Origin of the sequence: Pseudomonas lijiangensis, from assembly GCF_018968705.1 — a bacterium.
Lineage (GTDB): Bacteria > Pseudomonadota > Gammaproteobacteria > Pseudomonadales > Pseudomonadaceae > Aquipseudomonas > Aquipseudomonas lijiangensis.
The window spans coordinates 2035050-2060495 of the sequence record NZ_CP076668.1 but is presented as its reverse complement, the minus strand read 5'-3'; the positions used below and the strand labels follow the sequence as shown (position 1 = coordinate 2060495).

Sequence of the window (25446 nt, the reverse complement as noted above, 5' to 3'; positions counted from 1 at the left end):
CAACAAATCCGGCGCCTGCCAACTACGGGAAGCCAGCCCTTACCAGACCGCAATATGCGAGTCGGCGCGTGGTTCCGTCCCGCCACACAACACACCGGTATCAGGATCGCGCACGATGATCTGGCCACGACCATAATCAACCAGGTCGCAGGCAATCTCGATCTCATGCCCTCTCCTGGCCAGCGACAGAGCCAGATCACGGGAGGCTGCGGGCTCAACGCCCACTTTCATGCCGCCCAGCCATTGCCAGCGTGGCGCATCGAGCGCCGATTGCGGGTTGAGGCCAAAATCCACCAGGTTCATCACCATCTGCACATGCCCCTGGGGCTGCATGTATCCGCCCATGACCCCGAACGGCCCGATGGGCTGACCCTCTCTGGTCAGAAATCCCGGAATGATCGTGTGCAACGTCTGTTTGCCGGGTGCCAGAGCATTAGAATGCCCGGGGTCCAGGCTGAATTCCTGGCCACGGTTCTGCAGCGCGATACCACTGTCGGGCAGCACGATGCCGGACCCGAAGCCGTGGTAGTTGCTCTGGATAAACGACACCATATTGCCCTCGGCGTCTGCCGTTGCCAGGTAGACGGTGCCGCTGGAATGCGGATCCCCCGGTGTCGGTGCAATGGCTTTTTCGTCGATCAGCTCGCGCCGCTTTTGCGCATAGCCTTCGCTCAACAGATCGGCAACCGCCACGCGCATGTACTCGGGATCGGTGATGTAGTGCAGTCCGTCACTGTAGGCGAGTTTCAGGGCTTCGATCTGGCGGTGCCAGGTTTGCTGGCTGTCCCGGTGATCGAACTCGAACCCTTGAAGGATTTGCAGGGTCATGAGTGCGATCAGGCCCTGACCGCTGGGTGGAATTTCCCAGACGTCATAGCCGCGATAATTGACGCTGATGGGCTCGACCCAACGGGGACGATAGCTCTGCAGGTCCGTCAGGCGAAGGTAGCCACCGTCAGCATGTGACCGGGCATCGAGTCGGCGGGCGATTTCGCCTCGGTAAAAGCTTTCGCAACGGGTCGCCGCCAGCTCGCTCAAGGTCCGGGCCTGGGCGGGGTTACAGAATATCTCACCTGCCTTCGGCGTTCTGCCATCGATCAGGAAAGTATCGAACCATGCCTGCATGGCAGGCTCACGTCTGGCGGAGAATTGCTCGAATGCGATCTGCCATTGATGAGCGACCACAGGAGAAACCGGAAAGCCTTCCTCGGCGAGACTGATAGCCGGTTGCAGCAGATCGGCAAAGGGCAAGCGCCCGAACCGGGTCGACAGTTCGGCCCAGGCCGACGGGCAACCGGATACGGTCACTGGCGTCCAGCCATACAAAGGCATTTCCGTGTGGCCGGCCGACTTGACGGCATCGATGTTCAAAGCCGCGGGTGCATGACCACTGGCATCGAGCCCATGCAACTGGCCTTTGACCCAGACCAGAGCAAACGCATCACCACCGATACCACATCCAGTGGGCTCGACCACCGTCAAGGCCGCTGCCGTGGCAATGGCGGCATCAATGGCGTTGCCCCCCTTACGCATGATTTCGATACCTGCCTCGGCAGCCAGCGGCTGGGAAGCGGCAACCATGCCACGGCGTGCAAAGACACTCTGGCGCTGGGATGCATAAGGATATTGATGAGCGGAAAACGTCAGCATAAGAGTGCCTCCGGCAAAACCCGGCTCAAAAAGGCCCTGGTACGTGGATGAGTCGGCTTGCTGAATATCTGTGAAGGCGGGCCTTGCTCGATGAGCTCTCCCTGATCGAGCACCACGACTCGATCCGCCACTTCCCGTGCAAACCCCATTTCATGGGTGACAACCACCATGGTCATGCCCTCCTCGGCCAGTTCCTTCATGACTTGCAAGACTTCCCCTACCGTCTCGGGGTCCAGAGCACTGGTGGGCTCATCGAACAGAATCGCCTGGGGTTTCATGGCCAGCGTCCGGGCAATCGCCACCCGCTGCTGTTGCCCGCCGGACAACATCGAAGGATAGTGATCCGCCTTGTCCGCCAGCCCTACGCGCGCCAGCAATTGCCGGGCCTGTTCAATGGCCTCGGCACGTTTTACACCCAGTACCTGAACAGGCGCTTCGATAATGTTTTCCAGGGCCGTCATGTGCGGAAACAGATTGAAACGCTGAAAGACCATGCCGATATTGCGGCGCTGCCGGGCGATGTTGCGCTCGCTGTCACGTATCAGGCTGCCATCCTTGCCCTCGTGGTAGCCCATGGGCTCGCCATTGACGCGGATCCGGCCACTCTGGATTTCTTCCAGAAGATTGATGCAGCGGATGAACGTGGTCTTCCCAGAACCGGAAGCTCCGATCAGCACCACCACCTCACCCCGCGCCACCTGCAGGGAAATCCCCTTGAGAATCTCCAGATCCCCGAACGACTTGTGGATGTCCATGGCCTCGATCACGAAGTCTTTGCTGGTTTTCGTCATCTCAACGCCCCCTCAACAACCTGGATGTACTGCTGCCGAACATCCGTTTTGATGCTGCCGCTTTCGGCCGGTCCGACTGACCGAAACGTCTTTCCAGCCAGCTCTGGAAAAAGCCCCAGAGGGTGGTCAGCAGCAGGAAGTAAATGGCAACCACCAGGTACAGCTCAAAAACCCTGAAAGTGGCCGAGGTGATCATCTGGGTACTGAGCAGCAGTTCCTGCACGCCAATCACACTCACGAGGGTGGTGTTCTTGAGCATGACGTTGAACTCGTTGCCAATCGGCGGGACGATGACGCGAAATGCCTGAGGCAGCACGATGCGCCGCATCAGCTTGCCAAACGTCATCCCCAGGGAACGGCCCGCTTCGTACTGGCCCTTGTCGATTGCACCGATGCCCGAGCGAATGATTTCAGCCATATAGGCCCCTTCATTCAACGCCAGCGCAATGATCGCCGCCTGAATATTGCCCGGCAGTACGAACCATCCCAGATCAATGTCCTGAAACCGGAATATCCCGCCGGCAGCCAGAGCCGTGTACAGGAATACGATCTGCACCAGCAGAGGTGTACCGCGCATCAGCCACACATAAAACCGCACAGGGTATTGCAGCAGCGGATTCCCGGAGAGACGCATGAGGGCCGCGAGCAGCCCCAGTACACAGCCCATTGCCATCGCCAGAACACTGATGACGCAGGTAAGCCACAGCGCATTGAGATACACGTCACTAGGTTGCAAGAGGTATTGCCAGAACACGTCCCAGTTGAAGTTCATTGCGCCGCCCCTCAGTCCAGCTTGTCGCTGTCGACATGCCATTTGGCAAGCAGCTTGCTGTAGCTGCCATCAGTGCGCATGTCCTTGATGATCTGCTCGACGGCAGCAGTGAGTTGCGGATCATCCTTGCGGATGCCCAGCCCGGTCAGGATCCTGGCAAATGCCGGAACACCTTCCTGAAACAGGTCAGGCGCCATCGATGCGTAGTAACCGGCGGTCTCCACTGTGGTGCCATAGGCATCCACCTGGCTGATGCGCAGCGCCTGGAAAGCATCGGTATCGGAGTTGTAGACGACCAGCTTCATGGGCGGCTTGCCCGCCTTCGTCAGGCTGTCGTTCTCAGTATCGAGCAGCGTCTTGATGGTCGAACCATTGAGCACGGCGACCTTGTGACCGGAGAGATCCGACACGGCCGAGATCCCATTGGGATTGCCCTTGGGTACGACGACGGACTGGCTGGAGTACATATAGTTGACGATGTCGATGACCTGACGACGCTCAGGCTTGTCAAACAGCTGATCGACGATCATGTCGCACTGGCTGGCGAGCAACGCAGGCACCAGCCCGGAAAACGGAATGACACGCCACTCCACCTTCTTGTTGCCCAGTCGCCTGGCTATTTCCAGCCCCAGATCCACCGCCAGCCCCCTGGGCTTCTGCGCCTCGTCGAATGCAACCAGAGGCGGCGAATCCATGCCCGAACAGTAGGTCAGTTTTTCAACCGATTGCAGACGTTGAGGAACGGTCGGTTCAGCCATCGCCAGATGGGAAGCGAGACCGAAGTAAACTGCGACAACAAGAGCGCATTGCTTACGCATGGTGAAAACTCCGTTTTGCTGTGATGGGAGGGCAGCATTCAACGAGGTGTCATGGGGCAGCTCTCAATCGGAGTGCCCGCTTTATTCTTATGGCTCGGATCGGAGAAACAACGTCAGCGCCGGCAGCGTCCCTTCAATGTGCTGGCGAATCACACGTTCAGCGGCCTCGGCATCGCGAGCGCGAACGGCATCAAGAATCTGTGCATGTTCCTGGCGGCCACTGAGCGGCTTTTCACCGTGCTCCAGCCACAGGCGCATGGGGGCCTCGATCAATGAGTACAGGGAGAAAATCTGCTTCATCAGCCGCGGCCGTTCGCTGAGGCTGCACAGGTATTCATGGAATGCGCGATGGCGGGCGATCCAGTGTCCGGGGTCGTCGCGAAAATCATCCATGTCATCAAGAAGCCGTTCCAGAATCGTGATCTGCCGATCATTGATCCTGCTCACCGCCACCCGCACCGCCAGACCTTCCAGCGCCGCGCGCATCTCGAACACTTCGTTCATCTGCTCAATATCCAGGCCGCTGACAACAGCGCCGCGGTTGGGGCGCAACGTGACCAGCCCCTGAGCATCCAGACGCCGAAACGCCTCGCGTACCGGCATCCGGCTGGTCCCGATTTCACTGGCAATGTCTTCGGCTATCAGACGATCACCCTTGCGATAACGACCCGAACAGATCGCATTCAACAGGAAGTTGTAAGCCTCCTCTTCGGCCGTAACCGGCTGACGCTCCACATAGGTGGGTACGCTCTGCATGCCTGTCACCTTTTGCATAAATGTATCCAATTATCCATAAATGCAAAAAAGCAAAGAGCGAGCCAAGTCCTCACCTGTCATTTTTTAATGAAGGGAATCAAACCGTTACGAAGAAGATGGGGATCGAGGGAAAAACCGGTGTGGCGAGAAGTGATACGTATTGGAGCGAATACAGGCTGATGCGCACAACATTGAGGCCTTGAATGACCTGATGCCGCCCGGTCCCACGACCGGACGGCTTTGCAGATCCTAGACCTGGAATTGCTTGGTGATGCGACTCAGGTTTGTCGCCAGCTTGGACAGCTCTGCAGTGGCGATTGTCGTCTGGTTCGCGCCCTCGGAAGTCTGAGCCGACAGGTCACGAATGCTGACCAGGCTTCTATCGACCTCTCGCGCCACCTGAGCCTGCTCTTCGGCGGCGGTGGCAATCATCAGATTGCGCTCGTTGATCTGGCCGATGGAGTCGGTAATAGCCAGCAGTGCCTGCCCGGCACCATTGGCCAGTTCCAGCGTGTTGTGGGCCTGATGGCTGGTCTGCTCCATGGCCGTCACCGCCTGATGAGTACCGGTCTGGATAGAACTGACCATCTGCTCGATTTCACGGGTCGATTGCTGGGTGCGATGCGCCAGCGCCCTCACCTCATCGGCCACCACGGCAAATCCACGACCGGCTTCGCCAGCACGTGCCGCTTCGATGGCAGCATTGAGTGCCAGGAGGTTGGTCTGCTCGGCGATGGCACGAATGACGTCCAGCACCTTGCTGATATCCGTGGCCATGGTCGCCAGCCCGCGCACCTCGGCGGAGGTATCTCCCACCTTGGCCACCATCAGGTTGATCGCGGCGACCGTTTCATCCACCTGAGCGCGGCCATCCAGCGCCGCCTTGGTGGACTGCGCCGCCGACGTCGAGGCCGCCGCAGCGTTGCTGGCGACCTCATCAACCGCAGCACTCATTTCAGTGACCGCGGTTGCGGCCATTTCGATTTCGTTACTCTGGCGCTGGGTGGTGCGCGAGGCGTCTTCGGTCACGACATGCATTTCTTCGGAAGTCGAAGCCAATTGGGACGCCGAGTCCAGGATGGTGGCCAGAGCCCCACGCAGATTGGACTGCATGGCGGCCAGCGAACCGACCAGTCGCGCCGCTTCATCGGTGCCCTCTTGCTTGATGGGCTGGGTCAAGTCATTGGCTGCGATACGCCGGGCAATCTCCAGTGCATCGCCGATAGGTACGGTAAGGCTGCGGGTATACAGCCAGGCCAGCAGCACAGTGCCTGTCGCGCCCAGCACCACGAACAGAATCACCATCACCACCGTGCCATGGTAAGCAGCGTCAGCCTTCTCACCCGCACGCTTGGCTTTTGTGTCGTTCACGCCGATCAGCTTCTGCAGCGAAGCCTCGGTCAGGTCGGCAGCGGCTTTCATGTCCGTATTGGAGGTCTTGACCGCAGCTTCGAGATTGCCTGCTGCTGCCTCCGACAGGTAACGATCCTGGATGGCGTTATAGCCGGTAATGGCTTGCTTGAGCTCACTGAAGGCTTTTTGACCTTCAGTCGTGACAATCAGCTTGCCAAGAGCATCGCTGTATTCACTGATCAACTGACGGGACTGCTGAATATCGCTGGCCGCCTTGGTCTTGCGTTCCTGTGGTTCCACAGGGTTGCGCAGGCGAGCATTGTTACCCCGCAGGCTGACGAACTCGCGATCCAGCGAGCCGAGCAGCTTGACGCTGGGCAGCACATTTGTTTCAACATGTTTCTCTGCCTCATTGAGCTTCTCGGCCTGGCGCATGAACAACCCTCCCTGAAGCAATAACATCAGGCAGAAAAAGCCAAAGCACAGGGCGGAACGGGGGGCCAGGTTAAGACGTCGCATCATTGCGGGGTACTCCACAGCGAGGGGGGTGTTTTTAACTGATCGGCGTAGCGTTTTTTTCCTTGAAGGGTGTCGGATCAACGGTAGACGGCAATTCCATATTCAGCAAAAAAGTAAAAAACCGTTAAAAACAGAATCTTGAAACGTCTACCTTGAACAGACTCCACTGGCGACAGCACCATGGGAATGACAGCCTCGATGCAGGAGAAATACCCTGGCTGGCAATCCACAGCGCTGTCACATACCCGGAAGCACTCATGACCGACAGTATCAAGAGCGACACTGGCCCCTGGGCTGTTTTTCTGATTTTCCTGCGCCTGGGCCTGACCTCTTTTGGTGGCCCGATCGCCCATCTGGGGTATTTCCGGGATGAGTTCGTGGTACGCCGACAATGGTTGAGCGAACGCAGCTACGCCGATCTGATTGCTCTGTGCCAGTGTCTGCCAGGTCCTGCGAGCAGTCAGGCCGGAATGGCACTGGGACTGTTCCGTAGCGGATATACCGGAGCGCTGGCTGCCTGGTTGGGATTCACCTTGCCTTCGGCCATTGCCATGATCCTGTTTGCAACAGGCATTGCGACTTACGGCAATGCAATGCCCGCCGGTGTACTGCATGGCTTGAAAGTGGTGGCCGTGGCAGTCGTCGCGCAAGCTGTATGGGGGATGGCGCGCAACCTCTGTAGCGACGTTGCGCGCATCACCCTCATGACAGTGGCCACATGCCTGGTGCTTCTGGTGCCGACAGCCTGGGGACAGATGGGGGTTATCTTCGCTGCAGCGATCACTGGCCTGCTGCTGTTCAAGCCTTCGCAAGGAGAAGCGCATGATCCATTGCCGATGCCCATCAGACCCCGTGCAGGTCTGCTCTGGCTGACGCTGTTCATTGCCCTGCTCGTGAGTCTGCCATTGCTGTCAGCCCTGTTCCCGAACCCGATACTTTCACTGATCGATGCCTTCTACCGCACCGGCTCACTGGTGTTCGGAGGCGGACATGTGGTGTTGCCGCTGTTGCAGGCCGAAGTCGTGCTGTCAGGCAAGGTCGATAACGATACATTCCTGGCGGGCTACGGTGCCGTGCAGGCCATCCCGGGACCGTTGTTCACCTTTGCAGCGTTTCTCGGAGCCTCACTGAACCAGGCACCCAACGGCTGGACTGGCGGGCTGATCGCCCTGTTGGCAATCTTTGCCCCCTCCTTCCTGTTGGTAATGGGAGCCTTGCCATTCTGGGAGCACTTGCGCCGTAGCCCCCGAACGCAAGCAGCGCTGGCAGGCATCAATGCAGCGGTGGTCGGTCTGTTGCTGGCCGCTCTCTACCAGCCGGTATGGACGAGCGCCATTCTCACACCGCAGGACTTTGCTCTGGCCCTCGTTGCGCTGGTTGCCTTGATGTTCTGGAAACTACCGCCATGGCTGGTGGTGACAGGCAGCGGTGTGGTGGGAGGGTTAATGAGTATGGCGCTGTGAGCGAAGACTTTTGGCGGAGTGATTTTGCTTGCAGATCACCGACTATCGACACTGATCCACACGACATCCCGTACCGTATGCCAAATTCCAGACAAAGAAAAGCCCGCGATGGGGGGGAGCGGGCTTAAAGTTCTCTCAGGAGCAGTTACGACATTACCTGCCCCAATGTAAAAAAACTGTGAAGGCGCTTCATTGATAGCAAGCGCCCGCCTATATCATCAGAACGTAACGCTGGCCGTCACACGGGCGGTACGTAATGCGCCCTCTTCCACCTGGAGCGAGCTGCTGCCGGTTGTGGCCGGGTAGTATTCCTTGTTGAACAGGTTGTCGATGTTCAGTTGCAGACTGGTCTTGTAGTCATGGGTCGGCAGATCCCAGCGCACAAAGGCATCGGCCACGGTGTAGCTGTCCATCCAGAAACTGTTGGCATTATCCCCCGGACGCTCCCCTACATATCGGGCACCGGCACCGACATGCCACTTGCCGGTTTCAGCCGGCAGCGCGAGGTGGTGAGTCAGGTACAGGCTGGCAGTGTGCATGGGCGCATTCGGCAGGCGATTGCCCTCTTGCTCTGGCGACTCCTGGTTCTTCAGCACCTTGGTGCGGTTGTAGGCATAGGTGCCGATCATGCTCCAGTTCTCGGACAACTCACCGGTCACATCCAGTTCGATACCGCGGGAGCCCGCCTTGCCCACGGCCTCGTCGAGGCTGTCGCCGTTGCTCTGCAGGACGCTGTTGACCAGGTTTTTCTTGACGATGTCGTACACCGCCAGATTCACGTTGAGTGCCTGGACAGGGGTGTATTTGATCCCCACTTCGTAGCTGCGACCTTCGGTAGGCTTGAAGCTGTTACCCGCATCATCGGCATCGTTGGGCACGAACGAACGACTGTAGTTGGCATAGAGCGCGACGGTCTCGGTCGGCTGATAGACGATCCCGCCGAAGGGAATGAATTTATCGCCATTTGAATCGGCACCTGGCGCATAGGAACTGCCCAGCCCCTGATCGCTGTATTGATCCCAGTGCTCCTGACGACCACCGAAGACCAGAATCCAGCGATCATTGAGGTGCCAGTTGTCCTTGAAATACACCGAAGTGGTGACGAGGTTATTTTCCGCATTGCTCTGCGCAGCACTGATGGTCGCAGGCTCCGCCAGGTTGCCATATACCGGGTTCTGGATATTGAGGTTGCCTGCGGCGGTGTTGGCATTGCGGTAGGTTTTGCCACGGTATTTATCCAGCGATTCGTTATCCACGCCGACCGTGATCTCGTGCCGCTGACCGAACAACTGCTGGTCGCCCATCAGATCCAGAGCGGTATAACGGCTTTCGTAATCATAATGCCCGCCGTTGGCGATCCGGCGCAGGTTATTGCCGGTCAGCGCATTCGGCTGGGCTATCGCCAGGCTGTAGCGATCCTGAGTCCAGCCATAAGTCAGCCGGCTGCGCCATGCGTCATTGAGTTGGTACTCGAACTTCGCGGTCGTGCTCTGGCTTATGCCCACCGTCTTGGCCCAGCGCTCATCCAGACGATCGCGATAACTGATGTCTGCCGGACGACCATTGACGAACACCGTGCCGCGATCGAACGGGCTGGAGTAATCGTTGTAGGTATAGGCCAGGGAAACACTCGCCCGCTCGCCCACCCAGGCAATCGACGGCGCAATGAGCGTGTGCTCGTCAACGCCATAGTTACGCCAGTAATCTTCGTGACCGCGCTCAGCGATCAAACGATAAGCCAGGCCGGTATCGCCCAGCGGGCCGGTCGTGTCCAGACCGAACGAACCACCGCCCTCGCTGAAAGCAGAGCCGGTCAGCGTCGTGCTGCGGCTGAACTGCGGCTGCTTGCTGATGACGTTGATAAGCCCACCGGGCTCCAGCGCGCCGTACATCAACGAAGCCGGCCCCTTGAGCACCTCCACATGATCGGTGGTTGCCCCCAGGTTACGGCCAATGGCCGAGCGAATCCCGTCGCGCATGATCGAGTTGTCATCGTTACTGCCAAACCCGCGCTTGATCAACGCATCCTTGGTGCCACCCAGGGTGTTGGTCTGAGTGACGCCGCTGACAAAGCGCATGGCATCGATAAGATCCTTGACCTGATAGTCATCGAGAGTCTGGGCGGCAACCGTGTTGACGCTTTGCGCCTCGTCCCGTATCTGCGTGGTTCCCTTGCTCGCCGTGGAGGTATCTGTGCGCGTATAGCTTTCCTGGTCGGAAGTAGACTCAATGACACTGGCAGGAAGCTCAGTGGCAGACTCGGCGGCCATCGCAAGGCAAGGCAACGCAGTACAGAGAAGAACAGAAGCGTTCAGGCGGAAAAGCATATTGGCCACGTAAATGACTCCGACATAGTAAAAGGAATAATTCCCATTTACCTACACGGTTGGCAGATGTGGTTACCTCACCTTTTTTTTGAAAATATTTTTTAGGGTGGCTACCGGGGATGGTGAGCAGGATTGGGGATTGCCCGGCGCATTGCGTGAATGGCCGAAAAATCATGCGCGATTTTTTACGTCCGCTAACGAAAAACCCGTTTTCCACCGTCCAGTCCGACACCCTTTTCCCTTTCCTCCGCATGAAGTTTCCGAGAAAATCCCGAGGCCTTGCGCGAGGTGATTTCGGGCTCTAGGCTGCGGTCGTCGCTGAATATCAGTGATCGGGTTTAGCAGCCTGTGGGTGACATACAACGCGCAAGCACCGCTTATGGCGGCTTTGCGTGGGGCACTTTCGAGTGCGCCGGATTTGTAGGTTGCCCCGGTCTGCTAACCCGCGTCAAAGTCGCCACCCTTGTTCGTTTAGCAGCGAATGGCAGGTGGCCTTACCTTACAGGCAGCCTTCATGATCAAAGTAATATCTGATCCACCGAACACAAACCTCGAAGAATCCCTTCTGCACGTCAGCGCCCTGCTGCGTTGCGCAGCAGCCACCGCCTACGAAACCGGAGACAGCCTCAACGGCCCGAAACGCGACCTGGCGTTTTCGGTGGTGCATTTGATTGGCATGGCCAAGGCTGAGCTGGAAAGGTCGTTGGCTTGGGTGGAGGTGCGTTAGGCGGTTTTTCGCGAATAAATTCGCTCCTACACGGGCTATGTGTGCGAATTCATTCGCGAAGAGCTCGCAGCAAACACACAACCACCATTACCAGAACCTCCACCAAGGCCGGTTTTTCCTCACATCGGCAGGCTTATAGAGTGCAGTCGCAACCTTATGGGTCTGCTCGGCCAGCTCATCCAGCCACTCTTGCGGGCCTATCCAGTGATCATGGACAGACTCCAGAAACTCCCGAGTAAGCGGTAACCCTGAGGCATCCCCCAGCAAGGTGCCGAATGCCTCACATTTGGGGCACCATGCCGTTGAGTCCGTCCATCGCGCGACCTCTGGCGCAGGGAAAACCGCGTAACAGCCAAAGCATGCGCATTGGCTGCTGATGAGAATCTCTGCCTGATTATTATTGGCATGATCGTGGGCGCTGTAGGTGTCCGTCATTTAGTTATCGAACTCGATCAGAACCTTGCCAACGTGCTGTGCAGCCGCAAAGTAGGCATACGCCTCTGGCGCGTCGTCGAATTTGAAAGTCTTGGCGACTACGGTTTGAATGCCATTCACTTCTATGGCGCGTAGCAGCTCTTCGAACATTTTCCGGTTGCCGTTGGCGATGCCTCGGATCGTCACGTTTTTGAGGATGAGCGATACGTAGTCAGGTATCGGCGACTTCTGTCCTGGGGTTACACCTATCACCGCAATACGCCCATTCACGGCCGCTGCCGCGATGGATTGCCCCAAAGTATCCTGACCGCCCGTCTCGATGATCACGTCGGCACCTGCGTTCTCGGTAAGCAGCATCAACTGGGCGGCCCAGTCGGTGTGGGTACGGTAATTTACTGTGATGTCCGCTCCGAGCTGGCGGACAAACTCCAGCTTCTCATCGCTTGATGAGGTCATCGCCACCCGTGCGCCCAGGACCTTGGCGATTTTCAATGCCGCCAGCGCCACTCCCCCAGTGCCCAGACACAGAACGAGTTCGCCCGGCTTGACCTTGCACACCTCGACCAGAGCGTTCCAGGCGGTAAGCCCGGCGGACGCGAGGGCAGCGACATCTTTATTCGCCAACGCTTGCGGGACGCGGATCAACGCCGCAGCCGGGAGTACAATTTTTTCAGCAAGCCAGCCATCGTGGCTGACACCGACATCATGGCTGAACACGTCAGCGCGAAACGCCCCGTCCAACCAGTTGGGGAAATGACCGCAGATGACTCGGTCACCCGGTTTGAAATCTTCGACACCTTCACCGACCGCAATGACTTCTCCCACGCCTTCAGACACCGGGATACGTTCGGGGGCCTGCATGGGACCGTATACCCCCCGAAGAATCTGGACATCCCGGCTGATGAGGCTCACAAGTCGCGGGGCGATGACGACTTCGCCTGCCCCGGCAGACAATTCGGGACGGGTGGTCGCGGTCAGCGAGTCCAAACCATTCTGGGCGCCTATCTGGAAAGCTTTCATCGGGTCATCCCCTGTGTCGTGAATAAGTGCGTGTCGAACCTTGGGTAACGGATTTGAGGCAAGGTTGCAGGCGTGAAGCCGCCATCAGCAGACACTGGCCCTCGGGGAAGGTGCCGCTTCCGATCCAGCGGTAACCCTGAGGGATATACAAGGTTGAGGTGGTTTTTCGCGAATGAATTCGACAGCCCGTCTGGACGCTGAAAATGTGTTGCATTCAAGCTGGTCGTCGCGGCCAAGGCCCCTCCCACAAGTGACGGGCAGGCCTTGAGTGATCAACATCAGTTTGTGGGAGCGAATCGGGCGGCGCTCCGCTCATTCGCGAAGAGCTGGCACCAAACCCCAGAAACGAAAAAGCCCTGAATAATCAGGGCTTTGACGTATCGAATATGGCGGAAGCATAGAGATTCGAACTCTAGGACCTGTTACAGTCGGCAGTTTTCAAGACTGCTGCCTTAAACCACTCGGCCATACTTCCACTTGCGTTGCGGGCGCCATAATACCGGAATGAAACAAGCTGTCAAACTCTCTGGGTGGTCACTTGCAGCGCCTCTGTTATGATCTTTGCAACTCAACATTTCAACAGGAAGGAGTTTCGCAATGCGCGAACAGGATTACGCCCTTAAAACCGGCATGCAGGCCGACCAGCTAGAGGTTAGTCGTGTCCTGCGCAACACTTACGGTCTTCTCGCTCTGACCCTGGCTTTCAGCGGCGTCATGGCATTCGTAGCCCAGCAGATGCGCGTCGGCTACCCGAACATTTTCGTGGTGCTGATCGGCTTCTATGGCCTGTTCTTCCTCACCAACAAGCTGCGTGATTCGGTGTGGGGCCTGGTTTCGACGTTCGCCCTGACCGGTTTCATGGGTTTCCTGCTGGGCCCGATCCTCAACCGCTACCTGGGCATGTCGGGCGGCGCTGAAGTTGTCAGCTCGGCGTTTGCGATGACGGCTCTGGTGTTCGGTGGTCTGTCGGCCTATGTACTGATGACCCGCAAGGACATGAGCTTCCTGGGTGGTTTCATCACTGCCGGCTTCTTCGTTCTGATGGGTGCCGTACTGGCCAGCCTGTTCTTCGAGATCAGCGGTCTGCAACTGGCGATCAGCGCAGGTTTCGTGCTGTTCTCCTCTGTCTGCATTCTGTTCCAGACCAGCGCCATCATCCATGGCGGCGAGCGCAACTACATCATGGCGACTGTCAGCCTGTATGTATCGATCTACAACCTGTTCGTCAGCCTGTTGCAGATCTTCGGCATCATGAGCCGCGACGACTGATAGCCATACGGCGTCAACAAAAAGCCCGCCTTCGCGGGCTTTTTGCTGTCCAGCGTCCGTGAATTCTTTATCATTGCGCATGTTCCGCCGACAGAGCCGACAATGAAATTCGCCATATCCCTTTTTTCCGCGGCCCATGCGCCCTCTTCCCGTCGCGCCCTGCAGTTTGCAGAGGCGGTCTTGGCAGGCGGCCATGAGATTGTGCGTCTGTTCTTCTATCAGGATGGCGTTCACAGTGCTTCGGCCAATGTCGTGTCGCCACAGGATGAGCAGGATCTGCCCAGACAATGGCGTGACTTCATCACCACGCACCAGCTTGATGGCGTGGTGTGCATCGCTGCCGCTCTGCGTCGTGGCGTGCTGAATGCAGAGGAAGCCGAACGCTATCAGCGCCCATCCGCCAATCTCCTCGAGCCTTGGGAATTGTCCGGACTGGGCCAGTTGCACGATGCCGTGCAATCGGCGGATCGACTGATCTGTTTCGGAGGGCCTTGAAATGGCCAAGTCACTGTTGATCATCAGCCGTCAGGCACCGTGGGCAGGCCCAAGCGCCCGGGAAGCGCTGGATATCGTACTGGCGGGCGGCGCCTATGATTTGCCGGTGGGCCTGTTGTTCATGGACGACGGCGTGTTTCAGTTGCTTGCGCAGCAGAACGCCTCGGCCCTCCAACAGAAAGACCTCACCGCCAACCTGAAAGCGCTGTCGATGTTTGGCGTGGAAGAGGTCTATGCCTGCGGCCAGAGCCTGGCAGCACGCGGCATGGCCCATGACGAACTGGCTGACGACATCCATCATCTGTCCGCCAGAGCCGATTTATCGGCCCTTATTGACCGCTACGACCAAGTGATAACGATCTGATGGCTACCTTGCACGTTCTTTCTCACTCGCCCTTTGCCGACACCCGTCTGGAAAGCTGCCTGAGCCTGCTGGGGCCGGACGACGGCCTTCTGCTCTGCGGCGATGCGACTTACGCACTGATGCCCTCCAGCGCCCCGCGACTGGCGCTGGAAAAACAGTTGCCCGCCCTCAAACTGTTCGCGCTGGATGAAGACCTGAAAGCCCGCAATCTGTTGTTGCCTGAAGGTGCAACGGCTGTGGATTACCCAGGCTTCGTCGAGCTCTCGATCCGCTTTGACAAGGTCAATACGTGGTTATGAAACAGTTGATCGTGGCCGAACGCAGCATTGCGCTGGATAAGGATGGCTTTCTACAGGACCTGAACGACTGGTCCCTGGAAGTGGCCCATGCGCTGGCGAGCGAGGAAGGTATCGCTTTGAGTCCCGAGCATGTGGAAATCCTGGAGCTGCTGCGCAATTTCTACGGGGAATTTCAGCTCTCGCCTGCCACGCGCCCGTTGATCAAGTACACGGCACTCAAGCTGGGGCCGGAGAAAGGCAACAGTATGCACCTCAACCGCCTGTTCAATGGCACTCCCGCCAAACTGGCCGCCAAGCTGGCGGGCCTGCCGAAGCCGACCAATTGCATATGAACGATTACGCTCCCCTCGTCACAGAAACACCTGCCGAGCATCCTTTTGCCCAGTTCGTCCGCATTCTGGGCAAAGGCAAGCGCGGCGCCCGCAACCTGACCCGCGAAGAAGCCCGGGAAGCCATGGGCATGCTGCTTGACGAAAAGGTCGAGGACACGCAACTCGGCGCCTTCCTGATGCTATTGCGCCACAAGGAAGAGAGCCCGGAAGAACTGGCCGGTTTCACCGAAGCCGTCCGCGAACGCCTGACCGCTCCGCCCATGCAGGTGGATATCGACTGGCCGACTTACGCCGGCAAGAAGCGTCACCTGCCCTGGTATCTGCTGGCTGCCAAGTGCCTGGCGCAGAACGGCATCAAGGTGCTGCTCCATGGCGGCGGCGCGCATACCGCGGGGCGGCTGTATACGGAGCAGTTGCTCGGCCTGCTGGATATCCCGCTCTGCCGCAACTGGCAGGCGGTGGAAGGCGCACTGGAGCAACACAATCTGGCGTTTATCCCGCTGGGTGACTGGGCTCCACAGTTGCAGCGCATGATCGATCTGCGTAACACCCTGGGCCTGCGCTCGCCGATTCACTCGCTGGCCAGGGTCCTCAACCCGCTGAATGCCCGCTGCGGCCTGCAAAGTATCTTTCACCCCGGCTATCAAAGCGTGCATCGCGAAGCCAGCACGCTGCTGGGAGACAATGCCATTGTCGTCAAAGGCGATGGCGGCGAAATCGAGATCAACCCCGACACCATCAGCCACTTGTATGGCACCAGCAATGGGCAAGCCTGGGACGAGGAATGGCCTGCGCTCTCGCCAAGGCGCCACGTCAAGCCTGCAACGCTGGATCCCCAGCAACTGGTGACCCTGTGGCGTGGCGAAACAGAGGACAGTTATCCGCAACTCGCCCTGATTTCCACCATCGCCCTGGCGTTGCGCGGGCTCGGTATTGCGCGTGAGGAAGCTTTCGAGCAGGCTCAAGTCTTCTGGGATCGTCGGGACAAGGCCCTGTAACCTATCGATTTACTCGATCATGAAAGCCCATTGTTTGCGCTTTTCTGTCGAACCAACCCGATTAGACTGACTCACAACCTATATTCATTTACAGATTGGAGTCAGACATGGGCCTTCTCATCGAAGGACGCTGGCATGACCAGTGGTACGAAAGCAGCAAGGACGGGGCATTCCAGCGAGAGAATGCCCAACGTCGCAACTGGGTCACGGCCAGCGGCAAAGCCGGGCCAAGCGGTGAAGGCGGCTTTGCAGCCCAGGCCGGTCGCTACCATCTGTATGTGTCCCTGGCCTGCCCATGGGCTCACCGGACACTGATCCTGCGCAAGCTCAAGGGCCTGGAAAACCTGATCGATGTCTCGGTGGTCAGCTGGCTGATGCTGGAAAACGGCTGGACCTTCGACCCACAGACCGGCTCGACGGGCGATCAACTCGACAACCTGCAGTTTCTCCATCAGCGCTACACCGCAGACGATGCCAACTACACTGGCCGCGTCACGGTGCCTGTGCTGTGGGACAAACAGCAGCAGCGTATCGTCAGCAACGAGTCGGCGGAAATCATCCGCATGTTCAACTCGGCGTTCGACGAGCTGACCGGCAATCGTCTGGACTTGTACCCGAGCACACTGCAAGCCAGGATCGACATGCTCAACGAGCAGATTTACCCCAACGTCAATAACGGTGTGTACCGGGCAGGCTTTGCCACTTCACAAGGTGCCTACGAAGAAGCCTTCGATGCCTTGTTCACCGAGCTGGATGTGCTGGAAAAGCTGCTGGGAGAAAATCGCTATCTGGCGGGTGAATACCTGACCGAAGCCGATGTCCGGCTCTTCACCACCATCGTACGTTTCGATGCGGTGTATTACAGCCACTTCAAGTGCAACCTGCGGCGCATCGCCGACTATCCCAACCTGAGCAACTGGCTGCGGGAGTTGTATCAATGGCCGGGGATTGCCGAAACAGTAGACCTTGAGCACATCAAAGGCCATTACTACGCCAGCCATCGCACTATCAATCCGACAGGCATTATCCCGAAAGGCCCGGCATTGAATCTGGAAGCCAGCCATGATCGCGAGCGCTTGCCGGGCAAGGGAATCTACGAGGCAATGCCGATCAGTTAAGGCGCAAACGGACTTGTAGGAGGCAGCTTGCTGGCGAAAAAGGCATCAAAACCGGCAGACATTCTGCGTCTGTACACTGAAGTCGCCAGCAAGCTGCCTCCCACATGGGCTATCCGAAGCATCAGACGCTGGCTTGGGCGCCTTCGAACCAGGCCAGTTTTTCGCGCAACACGACCACTTCACCCACGATCACCAGTGTCGGAGCATGAACCTCATGCTCTGCCACCAGTTGAGGCAGGTTGGCCAGGGTGCCCGTGAAGACGCGCTGGTTGGAAGTCGTGCCCTGCTGGATCAATGCAGCCGGTGTATCCGCCGACCGACCATGCTTGATCAGTTGTTCGCAGATGATCGGCAGCCCGATCAAACCCATGTAGAACACCAGGGTTTGCGCAGGCGAAACCAGATCATCCCAAGGCAGATTGCTGGTGCCGTCCTTCAGGTGCCCGGTGATGAACCGCACCGACTGGGCATAATCGCGATGGGTCAGCGGAATCCCGGCATAAGCCGCGCAACCACTGGCCGCCGTGATGCCCGGCACGACCTGGAACGGAATGCCATGGGAAGCCAGTTCTTCGATCTCTTCGCCACCACGGCCGAAGATGAACGGATCACCGCCCTTCAGACGTACAACGCGCTTGCCCTCTTTGGCCAGGGTAACCAGTTGCTGGTTGATCTGGTCCTGAGGCAGAGCGTGTTCGGCGCGACGCTTGCCCACGTAGACACGCTCGGCATCACGACGGCAAAGATCAAGAATGGCTGGAGCCACCAGACGGTCATACAGCACCACATCGGCTTGCTGCATAAGACGCAAGGCACGGAAGGTCAGCAGGTCCGGATCACCAGGACCGGCACCCACCAGATAAACCTCACCCTGCGCCTTGGGAGCATCGCCTGCGATCTTGGCAATCAGCAGCCGTTCGGCTTCGCTGCCCTGCCCGGCCAGTTGCCGGTCGGCGATAGGCCCCTGGAAAACATCTTCCCAGAACGCCCGACGCCGCTGCACGTCCGGGAGCAGCCCTTTGACCTGATTGCGAAAGCGCGCCGCAAGCCCGGCCAACTGACCGTAGGTCGAAGGTATCCAGGTTTCCAGCTTGGCGCGGATCAAACGCGCCAGCACAGGTGCATCGCCGCCACTGGAGACCGCAATCACCAGAGGTGAGCGGTCGACAATGGCCGGGAAGATGACCGAGCACAAGGCAGGCGCATCCACCACATTGACGGGAACACAACGCTGCCTGGCGTCCTGGGACACCTGGGCATTGAGGGGTTCATCGTCGGTGGCGGCAATCACCAGCACACAGCCGTCCAGATCGCCTTCGCTGTAACCGCGAAGGATCAATTCGCCACCGCTGCGCTCGACCAGTTCGCGCAGTTGTTCTTCGATGTCGGGCGCAACCACCCGCAACAGCGCACCGGCTTCGGCCAGCAGGCGAGACTTGCGCAAGGCAATCTCGCCGCCACCGACGACCAGCACCCAACTGCCACGCAGATTGTGGAACAGCGGCAGGAATTCCATTTAACCGATGACCTCGATGCCGCCCATGTAAGGCTTGAGCACTTCAGGCACACGGATCGAACCGTCAGCCTGCTGGTAGTTTTCCAGCACCGCGACCAGGGTACGGCCAACCGCCAGCCCCGAACCGTTCAGGGTATGAACCAGTTCCGGCTTGCCGGTTTCCGGGTTACGCCAGCGGGCCTGCATGCGACGCGCCTGGAAGTCGCCGCAGTTGGAGCACGACGAGATTTCACGGTACTTGGCCTGGCTCGGAATCCAGACTTCAAGGTCGTAGGTCTTGACGGCGCTGAAGCCCATGTCGCCAGTGCACAGAGCCAGCACGCGGTAAGGCAGCTCAAGCAGTTGCAGGACGCGCTCGGCGTTGGCGGTCAGACCTTCCAGCGCTTCCATCGACTGGTCCGGAGCGACGATCTGTACCATCTCGACCTTGTCGAACTGGTGCTGGCGAATCATGCCGCGGGTATCGCGACCCGAAGCACCGGCTTCGCTGCGGAAGCATGGCGTGTGGGCAACGAATTTCAGAGGCAGTTGTTTCGGGTCGAGGATTTCGCCGGAAACGATGTTGGTCAGCGACACTTCTGCCGTCGGGATCAGGTACAGATCCGCTTCACCGTCGCGGGAGATCTTGAACAGGTCTTCCTCGAACTTCGGCAACTGACCGGTGCCTTGCAAGGCAGGCGCTTGGACCAGATAAGGCGTGTACGCCTCTTCGTAGCCGTGTTCGTTGATGTGCAGGTTGATCATGAACTGCGCCAAGGCGCGGTGCAGACGGGCGATTGGGCCGCGCAGCAGAGCAAAGCGGGCGCCGGACAGCTTGGCGGCGGTTTCGAAGTCCAGCCAGCCGAACTTCTCACCCAGGGCAACGTGGTCCTGAACGGTGAAATCGAAGGAAGCAGGCGTGCCCCAGGTACGCACTTCGACGTTCTCGTCTTCGTCAGCGCCCACCGGCACGGACTCGTGAGGCAGGTTCGGCATGCTCAGCAGCATGGCGTCCAGCTCGGACTGAATACCGTCCAGCTCTTTCTTGCCGCTGTTGAGCTCTTCGGCCATGCGGTCGATATCTGCCATCAAGGGCGCGATGTCTTCGCCGCGCTGCTTGGCCTGACCAATGGATTTGGAACGGGCATTACGCTCGGCCTGCAACTGCTCGGTGCGGGTCTGTACCGTCTTGCGCTGGTTTTCCAGCGATTCGATGCGCGCTACGTCCAGTGTGAAACCACGGGAAGCCAGGCGATCCGCTACGTCCTGAAGTTGGGTACGTAACAGTTTGGAATCGAGCATATCGTTCTCTCGTCTATCAAAGTCTGGTCAGGGACAGGCCAACCCAGGTTGCGAGCAGCCCGCCGAACACGCTGATACCCGCATAGCCCAGCGCCATCGGTACTTGCCCGCTTTCCAGCAGGCGCAGCGTATCCAGTGAAAAGGATGAAAAGGTCGTCAGACCGCCTACAAAGCCGACAATCAAGCCGGCACGAACCTCGATGGGCACTTCCGGGCGAATCAGAAACAGGCCGTAAAGCACGCCGATTATCAGGCACCCGACGATATTCACCGCCAGCGTTGCCGTATAGAAGTGCCGCGGCCAGTTGGCGCTTACCCAGGTTCCTGCAGCAAAGCGCAATAATGTACCAGCGATACCGGCTACGGACACCGCAAGAATTGTCTGAATCACTACTTTCTCCGCTGACGAGGGCTGGCGGCGTCCAATGAAGCCAGATGTTTGAGCTTTTCGCCGATCTTGAGCTCCAGGCCACGAGGCACCGGCTTGTAATACTCGCGGGGTTCCAGATCTTCAGGGAAGTAGTCTTCACCGGCCGCGTAGGCATCGGGTTCGTCGTGGGCATAGCGGTATTCTTCGCCATAGCCCAGTTGCTTCATGAGCTTGGTCGGTGCGTTGCGCAAATGCAGCGGGACTTCCAGCGAGCCATGCTCGGTGGCTTCGCGCATCGCCGCCTTGAACCCCATGTACACCGCATTGCTCTTGGGCGCGCAGGCCAGGTAGACAATGGCCTGGGCCACCGCCAGCTCGCCTTCGGGGCTGCCAAGCCGTTCCTGCACATCCCAGGCGGACATGCACAGCGGCAAGGCGCGAGGGTCGGCATTGCCGATATCTTCGCTGGCCATGCGCACCACGCGACGCGCCAGATACAACGGGTCGCAGCCACCATCGATCATCCGTGCAAACCAGTACAGGGCCGCATCGGGGTTTGAGCCACGAATGGATTTGTGCAGCGCCGATATCTGGTCGTAAAACGCTTCACCGCCCTTGTCGAAACGACGACGGCTGTCACCCAGCAGGCTTTGCAGCAGGTCGACACTGATCTGCGAGCCATCTTCGGCAAGGTCGGAGGCGTTTTCCAGCAAATTGAGCATGCGCCGACCGTCACCGTCAGCCGCCGCCATCAACATCTCGAAGCCTTCATCGCTCAGGCTCAACTGATGTTTGCCCAAGCCGCGCTCTTCGTTCAACGCCCGATGCACCAGCTTGCGCAAGGCGGCTTCGTCGAGGCTCTTGAGCACATAGACCCGCGCTCGCGAGAGCAAGGCGTTGTTCAGCTCGAATGAAGGGTTTTCAGTGGTCGCGCCGATGAAAATCAGCGTGCCGTCTTCAACGTATGGCAAGAAGGCATCCTGCTGCGACTTGTTGAAGCGATGGACCTCATCGACAAACAGGATGGTACGGCGACCGTATTGCCCGGCCTGCTGCTTGGCCACTTCGACGGCCTGACGGATTTCCTTGACCCCGGCCAGCACGGCCGAAACGGTCTCGAAATGCGCATCCGACACCTTGGCCAGCAGCTTCGCCAGGGTGGTTTTACCGACACCCGGCGGGCCCCAGAAGATCATGGAGTGCAGAGCGCCCTGCTCCAGCGCCTCACGCAGAGGCTTGCCATGAGCGAGCAGGTGCTCCTGACCGACATACTCGTCCAGATTGGTCGCACGCAGGCGTGCAGCCAGTGGCTGAGCTATCGGTTCGCTACGAAACAGGTCCATGATCTGAGGTTAAGCCCCTTTATTCCTGGATGACATCGGCACCTTTGGGAATGTCGAACTTGAACTTGCTGGCGGCGATTGGCTCGTTGGCCTTGACGCCGGTGAACAGGATATTGGTGCGCTGGCCCACGCTGTCGATCAACTGCATGTCGTTGATGATGCCATTGCGGAAGGACAGACGCAGGTTATCGAACAGGGTGTCCTTGGTCTTGGGCTTCAGGACGAAGTCGATCACACCGCCCGCTTCCTTGGCCGTGATATCAAAGCTCTCGCTGATCTTCGATACATCACCGGACAGCAACAAGGCTGGCGTCTGGGTCAGGCGCTGATCCAGGGTCTTGATGGTGACCTGCTGCAAGTCCGGGTCCCAGAGGGAAACCTTCTTGCCGTCGGAGACCATCAACTGCTCCTGGGGTGCATCGGTGTGCCAGTTGAACAGGCCTGGACGCTGCAGGGTCATTTCACCCGAGGTTTCCTGCAATTGCGTGCCGCTGCCGTCCAGCGTCAACTGGGAAAAACGGGCAGTCAGGGTCTGGGATTTTTCCAGCAACTGGGTCAGGCGCGCCACGTCCTTGCTGTCGGCATGGGCCGGGATCGCGGAGAAAGTCAGTGCAGTTGCCAATAACATGCGGATAAGACGCATGGGATTCCTCATTGGATTCATGAAGCGCAGACGGCGTGTCTGGCACGCTGCCTGCGCTATGGGATTAAATCAGTCGCGCATCGGGCCGGGTGCAATGACTTCACGCGAGCCGTTGGTGTTCATGGCTGTCACGACACCTGCCATTTCCATCGCCTCGATCATCCGCGCAGCACGGTTGTAGCCAATCTTGAGTTTACGCTGCACAGCCGAAATCGATGCACGACGGCTTTCAAGAACGAACTTCACTGCCTCGTCATACAAGGCATCGCTCTCGCTGTCGTCACCGCCTTCACCGCTGCCGCCATCGAAGCCGCTACCGGCCTCTTCGACACCAGCCAGAATATCGTCGTTGTAGTTTGGCGTGCCACGCATTTTCCAGGCTTCTACCACACGGTGGACTTCCTCGTCGGATACGAACGCGCCATGCACACGAATCGGCAGGCTGGTGCCCGGCGGCATGTACAGCATGTCACCATGGCCAAGCAGTTGTTCGGCGCCACCCTGGTCGATGATGGTCCGCGAGTCGATCTTGCTCGATACCTGGAAGGCCATGCGCGTCGGGATGTTGGCCTTGATCAGACCGGTGATGACGTCCACCGACGGGCGCTGGGTTGCCAGGATCAGGTGAATACCGGCGGCACGGGCCTTCTGGGCGATACGGGCAATGAGTTCTTCAACCTTCTTGCCGACAATCATCATCATGTCGGCGAACTCGTCGACCACCACCACGATGGTCGGCAAAGTGGTGAGCAACGGCGCTTCGTCATGGATACTTTCACGACGATACATCGGGTCGGAAATCGGGTTGCCCTCTTCCTCGGCGTCCTTGATCTTGCGGTTGAAGCCGGCAAGGTTACGCACGCCCATGGCCGCCATCAGCTTGTAGCGGCGCTCCATCTCGGCAACGCTCCAGCGCAGGGCGTTGGCGGCATCCTTCATGTCGGTCACGACCGGGCACAGCAAGTGCGGAATGCCTTCGTAGATCGACAATTCAAGCATTTTCGGGTCGATCATGATCAGCTTGGCGTCTTCCGGGCCGGACTTGAACAGGATCGACAGGATCATGGCGTTCACGCCCACGGACTTACCGGAACCGGTCGTACCGGCCACCAGCAGGTGAGGCATCTTCGCCAGATCCGTGATGACCGGACGGCCACCGATGTCATGACCCAGCGCCAGGGTAACCGGCGACTTGGCATTGTCGTACTCGGGCGAGGACAGCACCTCGGAAAACCGCACGATCTGACGGTCTTCGTTGGGGATTTCGATACCGACGGTGGTCTTGCCGGGAATCACCTCGACCACACGGACGCTGGTCACGGCCAGAGAGCGTGCAAGGTCCTTGGCAAGGTTGGCAATACGGCTGACCTTGACCCCGGCGGCAGGCTGGATTTCGTAGCGTGTAATGACCGGCCCCGGATGGATGGAATCCACCGACACCTCGACACCGAACTCCTTGAGCTTGATTTCCAGCAGATGGCCCACGGCAGCCAGAGATTCCGGCGAATAGTTGAGCTGTTTCTTTTCGGCCGGGTCGAGAATCGAGATAGGCGGCAAGGTGCCTTCGATGGCGCTGTCGACAAACAACGGCACCTGCTTCTCTTTCTGGACACGCTTGCTCGGCTCGGGCGCCTTGGCAGGTGCCGGAGCAATGACCGCCGGCACGTGTTTCTCGCGCTCGGTCATGTGTTTGCTCAGGGATTCTTCACGCTCGATCAGACGTTCACGGGCCTTGACCTGCTCACGACGATCGGGAACAACCGGCGCCACCACTTCGTCGACACGCATGTCGACTTCACGCAACTGCGCGACCATCTGCTTACGCTCGGTACGAGCGACCCACCAGCGGTTGGCGGCACTCTGGATGAGTTCGAAGAGGTCGAGGGTGATCTTGCCGGTCACATCCATGACCTTGAACCAGGACAGGTCGGTGAATACCGTCAGGCCGAACAGGAACAAGGCAATGAACAGCAACGTGCTGCCCTGGATGTTGAGGGCTTTCTTGGCCAGATCGCCAAGCACTTCACCCAGCACGCCACCCGCAGAGCCCGGAAAGCCTGCCGCAAAATGAAAGTGGATATGCGCCAGCGCTGCACCGGCCAGAATCAGGAATACCAGACCGATCAGGCGCCAGGAGAACAGCCAGCCGCTCCACTGCCACGGCTCGTGACGCTGACTGAAGACCTGCCAGGCCTTGATGGCCAGCAACAACGGGAAAATATAGGCGAAATAGCCCACGACCATGAACAGGATATCGGCGCAGAAGGCACCCGCACGGCCTGCGGCGTTCTGGACTTGCGCGGAGCTGCTGGTATGGCTCCAGCCCGGATCGCTCTGATCGTAGGTCAACAGAGCCATCATCAGGTACAGGCACAAGGCACCAAAGGCAATCAGTGCACCTTCCTTGAGCCGATAATGCAGTTGCTGCCGCCAGAGCGGAACAGAGCTGGGTGCTGTGGTGGATTTTTTCAAAACGCTTTATTTCCTGCGCTCAAGCGCGAACATCTCGTTGATTGACTATGAACGGCTGCTGAACGGTATCGACCGGTTCCAGCCGAAAACGGGATCGCGAACCTCTGAAACACCCGCAGAACAGATGACCTGAATGATAACGCGCAAAGTCGGCATTGTACGGCTTTGTAGGTCCCAAGGTCTGTAGGAAAGCTCTTCACAGCGGCTTTTAACGCCCAATGATCGTCGTTTTCATACAGGGACTGACCATAACGGGCCATAGCCTTCCTCATGACGTTCAATTTGAGCATGCATTCTCTTTTGTGACAAAGGCTT

The 25446-nt window shown here is 58.6% G+C and carries 23 protein-coding genes and 1 tRNA gene; 9 read left to right on the top strand and 15 right to left on the bottom strand.

From position 1 onward, the window contains the following. Positions 1–39: 39 nt before the first annotated feature. The 6 genes from KQP88_RS08995 to KQP88_RS08970 all read right to left on the bottom strand — a co-directional run bounded on the left by KQP88_RS08995 (position 40) and on the right by KQP88_RS08970 (position 6659). Positions 40–1650, bottom strand: coding sequence for a gamma-glutamyltransferase family protein (locus KQP88_RS08995; RefSeq protein WP_216705424.1), 1611 nt, complete (start codon positions 1648–1650; stop codon positions 40–42). Beyond that, the gene (locus KQP88_RS08990; protein ID WP_200993151.1) at positions 1644–2441 is read right to left on the bottom strand and encodes an amino acid ABC transporter ATP-binding protein; all 798 of its coding nucleotides are present in this window, start codon (positions 2439–2441) and stop codon (positions 1644–1646) included. Before KQP88_RS08990 ends, KQP88_RS08995 begins: the two co-directional genes overlap by 7 nt. A gap of 1 nt (position 2442) precedes the next feature. Beyond that, positions 2443–3213 (bottom strand): amino acid ABC transporter permease, encoded by a 771-nt coding sequence (locus KQP88_RS08985; RefSeq protein WP_200993152.1) that lies wholly within the window; start codon positions 3211–3213, stop codon positions 2443–2445. Positions 3214–3224: 11 nt separating this feature from the next. Further along, positions 3225–4031 (bottom strand): ABC transporter substrate-binding protein, encoded by an 807-nt coding sequence (locus KQP88_RS08980; RefSeq protein ID WP_216705423.1) that lies wholly within the window; start codon positions 4029–4031, stop codon positions 3225–3227. 87 nt (positions 4032–4118) lie between these two features. Next, entirely contained in the window at positions 4119–4787 is a 669-nt protein-coding gene (locus tag KQP88_RS08975; RefSeq protein WP_200993154.1) for a GntR family transcriptional regulator, read from the bottom strand. 249 nt (positions 4788–5036) lie between these two features. Further along, entirely contained in the window at positions 5037–6659 is a 1623-nt protein-coding gene (locus KQP88_RS08970; protein ID WP_407681832.1) for a methyl-accepting chemotaxis protein, read from the bottom strand. A 257-nt stretch (positions 6660–6916) separates the two neighbouring features. On the opposite strand from KQP88_RS08970, the gene chrA reads away from it, so the two are divergent. Further along, the gene (chrA, locus tag KQP88_RS08965; RefSeq protein WP_216705422.1) at positions 6917–8122 is read left to right on the top strand and encodes a chromate efflux transporter; all 1206 of its coding nucleotides are present in this window, start codon (positions 6917–6919) and stop codon (positions 8120–8122) included. 218 nt (positions 8123–8340) lie between these two features. Here the strand turns inward: chrA and KQP88_RS08960 are convergent, their stop codons facing one another. Beyond that, positions 8341–10449 carry a TonB-dependent siderophore receptor gene (locus KQP88_RS08960; RefSeq protein WP_216705918.1) on the bottom strand — a complete coding sequence of 703 codons (2109 nt, stop codon included), beginning with the start codon at positions 10447–10449 and terminating at the stop codon, positions 8341–8343. Between the two features lie 514 nt (positions 10450–10963). Here KQP88_RS08960 and KQP88_RS08955 point away from each other — a divergent pair. Next, on the top strand, positions 10964–11176 hold the full coding sequence (locus tag KQP88_RS08955; protein ID WP_198728236.1) for a DUF6124 family protein: 213 nt from the start codon (positions 10964–10966) through the stop codon (positions 11174–11176). Positions 11177–11611: 435 nt separating this feature from the next. On the opposite strand, the gene KQP88_RS08950 is transcribed toward KQP88_RS08955, so the two are convergent. Next, on the bottom strand, positions 11612–12631 hold the full coding sequence (locus KQP88_RS08950; protein ID WP_216705421.1) for a zinc-dependent alcohol dehydrogenase family protein: 1020 nt from the start codon (positions 12629–12631) through the stop codon (positions 11612–11614). 387 nt (positions 12632–13018) lie between these two features. Then, positions 13019–13106 (bottom strand) — tRNA-Ser (locus KQP88_RS08945). A 122-nt stretch (positions 13107–13228) separates the two neighbouring features. On the opposite strand from KQP88_RS08945, the gene KQP88_RS08940 reads away from it, so the two are divergent. From KQP88_RS08940 to KQP88_RS08910, 7 genes are all read left to right on the top strand, one after another. Further along, entirely contained in the window at positions 13229–13900 is a 672-nt protein-coding gene (locus KQP88_RS08940; RefSeq protein WP_117167081.1) for a Bax inhibitor-1/YccA family protein, read from the top strand. A gap of 102 nt (positions 13901–14002) precedes the next feature. Further along, the gene (tusD, locus tag KQP88_RS08935; protein ID WP_198728233.1) at positions 14003–14395 is read left to right on the top strand and encodes a sulfurtransferase complex subunit TusD; all 393 of its coding nucleotides are present in this window, start codon (positions 14003–14005) and stop codon (positions 14393–14395) included. A gap of 1 nt (position 14396) precedes the next feature. Then, a complete protein-coding gene (gene tusC, locus KQP88_RS08930; protein WP_198728232.1) occupies positions 14397–14759 on the top strand; it encodes a sulfurtransferase complex subunit TusC in 363 nt (120 codons plus the stop codon). Next, positions 14759–15058, top strand: a complete 300-nt coding sequence (gene tusB / locus KQP88_RS08925; protein ID WP_216705420.1) for a sulfurtransferase complex subunit TusB — start codon at positions 14759–14761, stop codon at positions 15056–15058. Before tusC ends, tusB begins: the two co-directional genes overlap by 1 nt. Further along, on the top strand, positions 15055–15390 hold the full coding sequence (locus KQP88_RS08920; protein WP_216705419.1) for a TusE/DsrC/DsvC family sulfur relay protein: 336 nt from the start codon (positions 15055–15057) through the stop codon (positions 15388–15390). The genes tusB and KQP88_RS08920 overlap by 4 nt, the downstream gene beginning before the upstream one ends. After that, positions 15387–16388 (top strand): glycosyl transferase family protein, encoded by a 1002-nt coding sequence (locus KQP88_RS08915; protein ID WP_216705418.1) that lies wholly within the window; start codon positions 15387–15389, stop codon positions 16386–16388. Before KQP88_RS08920 ends, KQP88_RS08915 begins: the two co-directional genes overlap by 4 nt. 107 nt (positions 16389–16495) lie before the next feature. Further along, on the top strand, positions 16496–17506 hold the full coding sequence (locus tag KQP88_RS08910) for a glutathione S-transferase family protein (RefSeq protein WP_216705417.1): 1011 nt from the start codon (positions 16496–16498) through the stop codon (positions 17504–17506). Positions 17507–17627: 121 nt separating this feature from the next. Here the strand turns inward: KQP88_RS08910 and cysG are convergent, their stop codons facing one another. The 6 genes from cysG to ftsK all read right to left on the bottom strand — a co-directional run bounded on the left by cysG (position 17628) and on the right by ftsK (position 25131). Beyond that, positions 17628–19022: a siroheme synthase CysG gene (cysG, locus tag KQP88_RS08905; RefSeq protein WP_216705416.1), complete on the bottom strand. Its 1395-nt coding sequence runs from the start codon at positions 19020–19022 to the stop codon at positions 17628–17630. After that, positions 19023–20303 carry a serine--tRNA ligase gene (gene serS, locus KQP88_RS08900; protein ID WP_200993165.1) on the bottom strand — a complete coding sequence of 427 codons (1281 nt, stop codon included), beginning with the start codon at positions 20301–20303 and terminating at the stop codon, positions 19023–19025. It abuts the gene before it with no gap. 16 nt (positions 20304–20319) lie between these two features. Continuing rightward, the gene (crcB, locus tag KQP88_RS08895) at positions 20320–20694 is read right to left on the bottom strand and encodes a fluoride efflux transporter CrcB (RefSeq protein ID WP_025259500.1); all 375 of its coding nucleotides are present in this window, start codon (positions 20692–20694) and stop codon (positions 20320–20322) included. Further along, positions 20694–22016 carry a replication-associated recombination protein A gene (locus KQP88_RS08890; RefSeq protein WP_200993166.1) on the bottom strand — a complete coding sequence of 441 codons (1323 nt, stop codon included), beginning with the start codon at positions 22014–22016 and terminating at the stop codon, positions 20694–20696. The genes crcB and KQP88_RS08890 overlap by 1 nt, the downstream gene beginning before the upstream one ends. A 19-nt stretch (positions 22017–22035) precedes the next feature. Continuing rightward, positions 22036–22659: an outer membrane lipoprotein chaperone LolA gene (gene lolA, locus KQP88_RS08885; protein WP_200993167.1), complete on the bottom strand. Its 624-nt coding sequence runs from the start codon at positions 22657–22659 to the stop codon at positions 22036–22038. Between the two features lie 69 nt (positions 22660–22728). After that, complete coding sequence (gene ftsK / locus KQP88_RS08880; RefSeq protein WP_200993168.1) at positions 22729–25131, bottom strand: DNA translocase FtsK; 2403 nt, start codon at positions 25129–25131, stop codon at positions 22729–22731. Between the last annotated feature and the right edge of the window lie 315 nt (positions 25132–25446).

Excerpts from the sequence above, each read along its gene's own strand:
- KQP88_RS08995 (WP_216705424.1), bottom strand. The coding sequence starts at position 1,650 with ATGCTGACGTTTTCCGCTCATCAATATCCTTATGCATCCCAGCGCCAG.
- KQP88_RS08990 (WP_200993151.1), bottom strand. The coding sequence starts at position 2,441 with ATGACGAAAACCAGCAAAGACTTCGTGATCGAGGCCATGGACATCCAC.
- KQP88_RS08985 (WP_200993152.1), bottom strand. The coding sequence starts at position 3,213 with ATGAACTTCAACTGGGACGTGTTCTGGCAATACCTCTTGCAACCTAGT.
- KQP88_RS08980 (WP_216705423.1), bottom strand. The coding sequence starts at position 4,031 with ATGCGTAAGCAATGCGCTCTTGTTGTCGCAGTTTACTTCGGTCTCGCT.
- KQP88_RS08975 (WP_200993154.1), bottom strand. The coding sequence starts at position 4,787 with ATGCAGAGCGTACCCACCTATGTGGAGCGTCAGCCGGTTACGGCCGAA.
- KQP88_RS08970 (WP_407681832.1), bottom strand. The coding sequence starts at position 6,659 with ATGCGACGTCTTAACCTGGCCCCCCGTTCCGCCCTGTGCTTTGGCTTT.
- chrA (WP_216705422.1), top strand. The coding sequence starts at position 6,917 with ATGACCGACAGTATCAAGAGCGACACTGGCCCCTGGGCTGTTTTTCTG.
- KQP88_RS08960 (WP_216705918.1), bottom strand. The coding sequence starts at position 10,449 with ATGCTTTTCCGCCTGAACGCTTCTGTTCTTCTCTGTACTGCGTTGCCT.
- KQP88_RS08955 (WP_198728236.1), top strand. The coding sequence starts at position 10,964 with ATGATCAAAGTAATATCTGATCCACCGAACACAAACCTCGAAGAATCC.
- KQP88_RS08950 (WP_216705421.1), bottom strand. The coding sequence starts at position 12,631 with ATGAAAGCTTTCCAGATAGGCGCCCAGAATGGTTTGGACTCGCTGACC.
- KQP88_RS08940 (WP_117167081.1), top strand. The coding sequence starts at position 13,229 with ATGCGCGAACAGGATTACGCCCTTAAAACCGGCATGCAGGCCGACCAG.
- tusD (WP_198728233.1), top strand. The coding sequence starts at position 14,003 with ATGAAATTCGCCATATCCCTTTTTTCCGCGGCCCATGCGCCCTCTTCC.
- tusC (WP_198728232.1), top strand. The coding sequence starts at position 14,397 with ATGGCCAAGTCACTGTTGATCATCAGCCGTCAGGCACCGTGGGCAGGC.
- tusB (WP_216705420.1), top strand. The coding sequence starts at position 14,759 with ATGGCTACCTTGCACGTTCTTTCTCACTCGCCCTTTGCCGACACCCGT.
- KQP88_RS08920 (WP_216705419.1), top strand. The coding sequence starts at position 15,055 with ATGAAACAGTTGATCGTGGCCGAACGCAGCATTGCGCTGGATAAGGAT.
- KQP88_RS08915 (WP_216705418.1), top strand. The coding sequence starts at position 15,387 with ATGAACGATTACGCTCCCCTCGTCACAGAAACACCTGCCGAGCATCCT.
- KQP88_RS08910 (WP_216705417.1), top strand. The coding sequence starts at position 16,496 with ATGGGCCTTCTCATCGAAGGACGCTGGCATGACCAGTGGTACGAAAGC.
- cysG (WP_216705416.1), bottom strand. The coding sequence starts at position 19,022 with ATGGAATTCCTGCCGCTGTTCCACAATCTGCGTGGCAGTTGGGTGCTG.
- serS (WP_200993165.1), bottom strand. The coding sequence starts at position 20,303 with ATGCTCGATTCCAAACTGTTACGTACCCAACTTCAGGACGTAGCGGAT.
- KQP88_RS08890 (WP_200993166.1), bottom strand. The coding sequence starts at position 22,016 with ATGGACCTGTTTCGTAGCGAACCGATAGCTCAGCCACTGGCTGCACGC.
- lolA (WP_200993167.1), bottom strand. The coding sequence starts at position 22,659 with ATGCGTCTTATCCGCATGTTATTGGCAACTGCACTGACTTTCTCCGCG.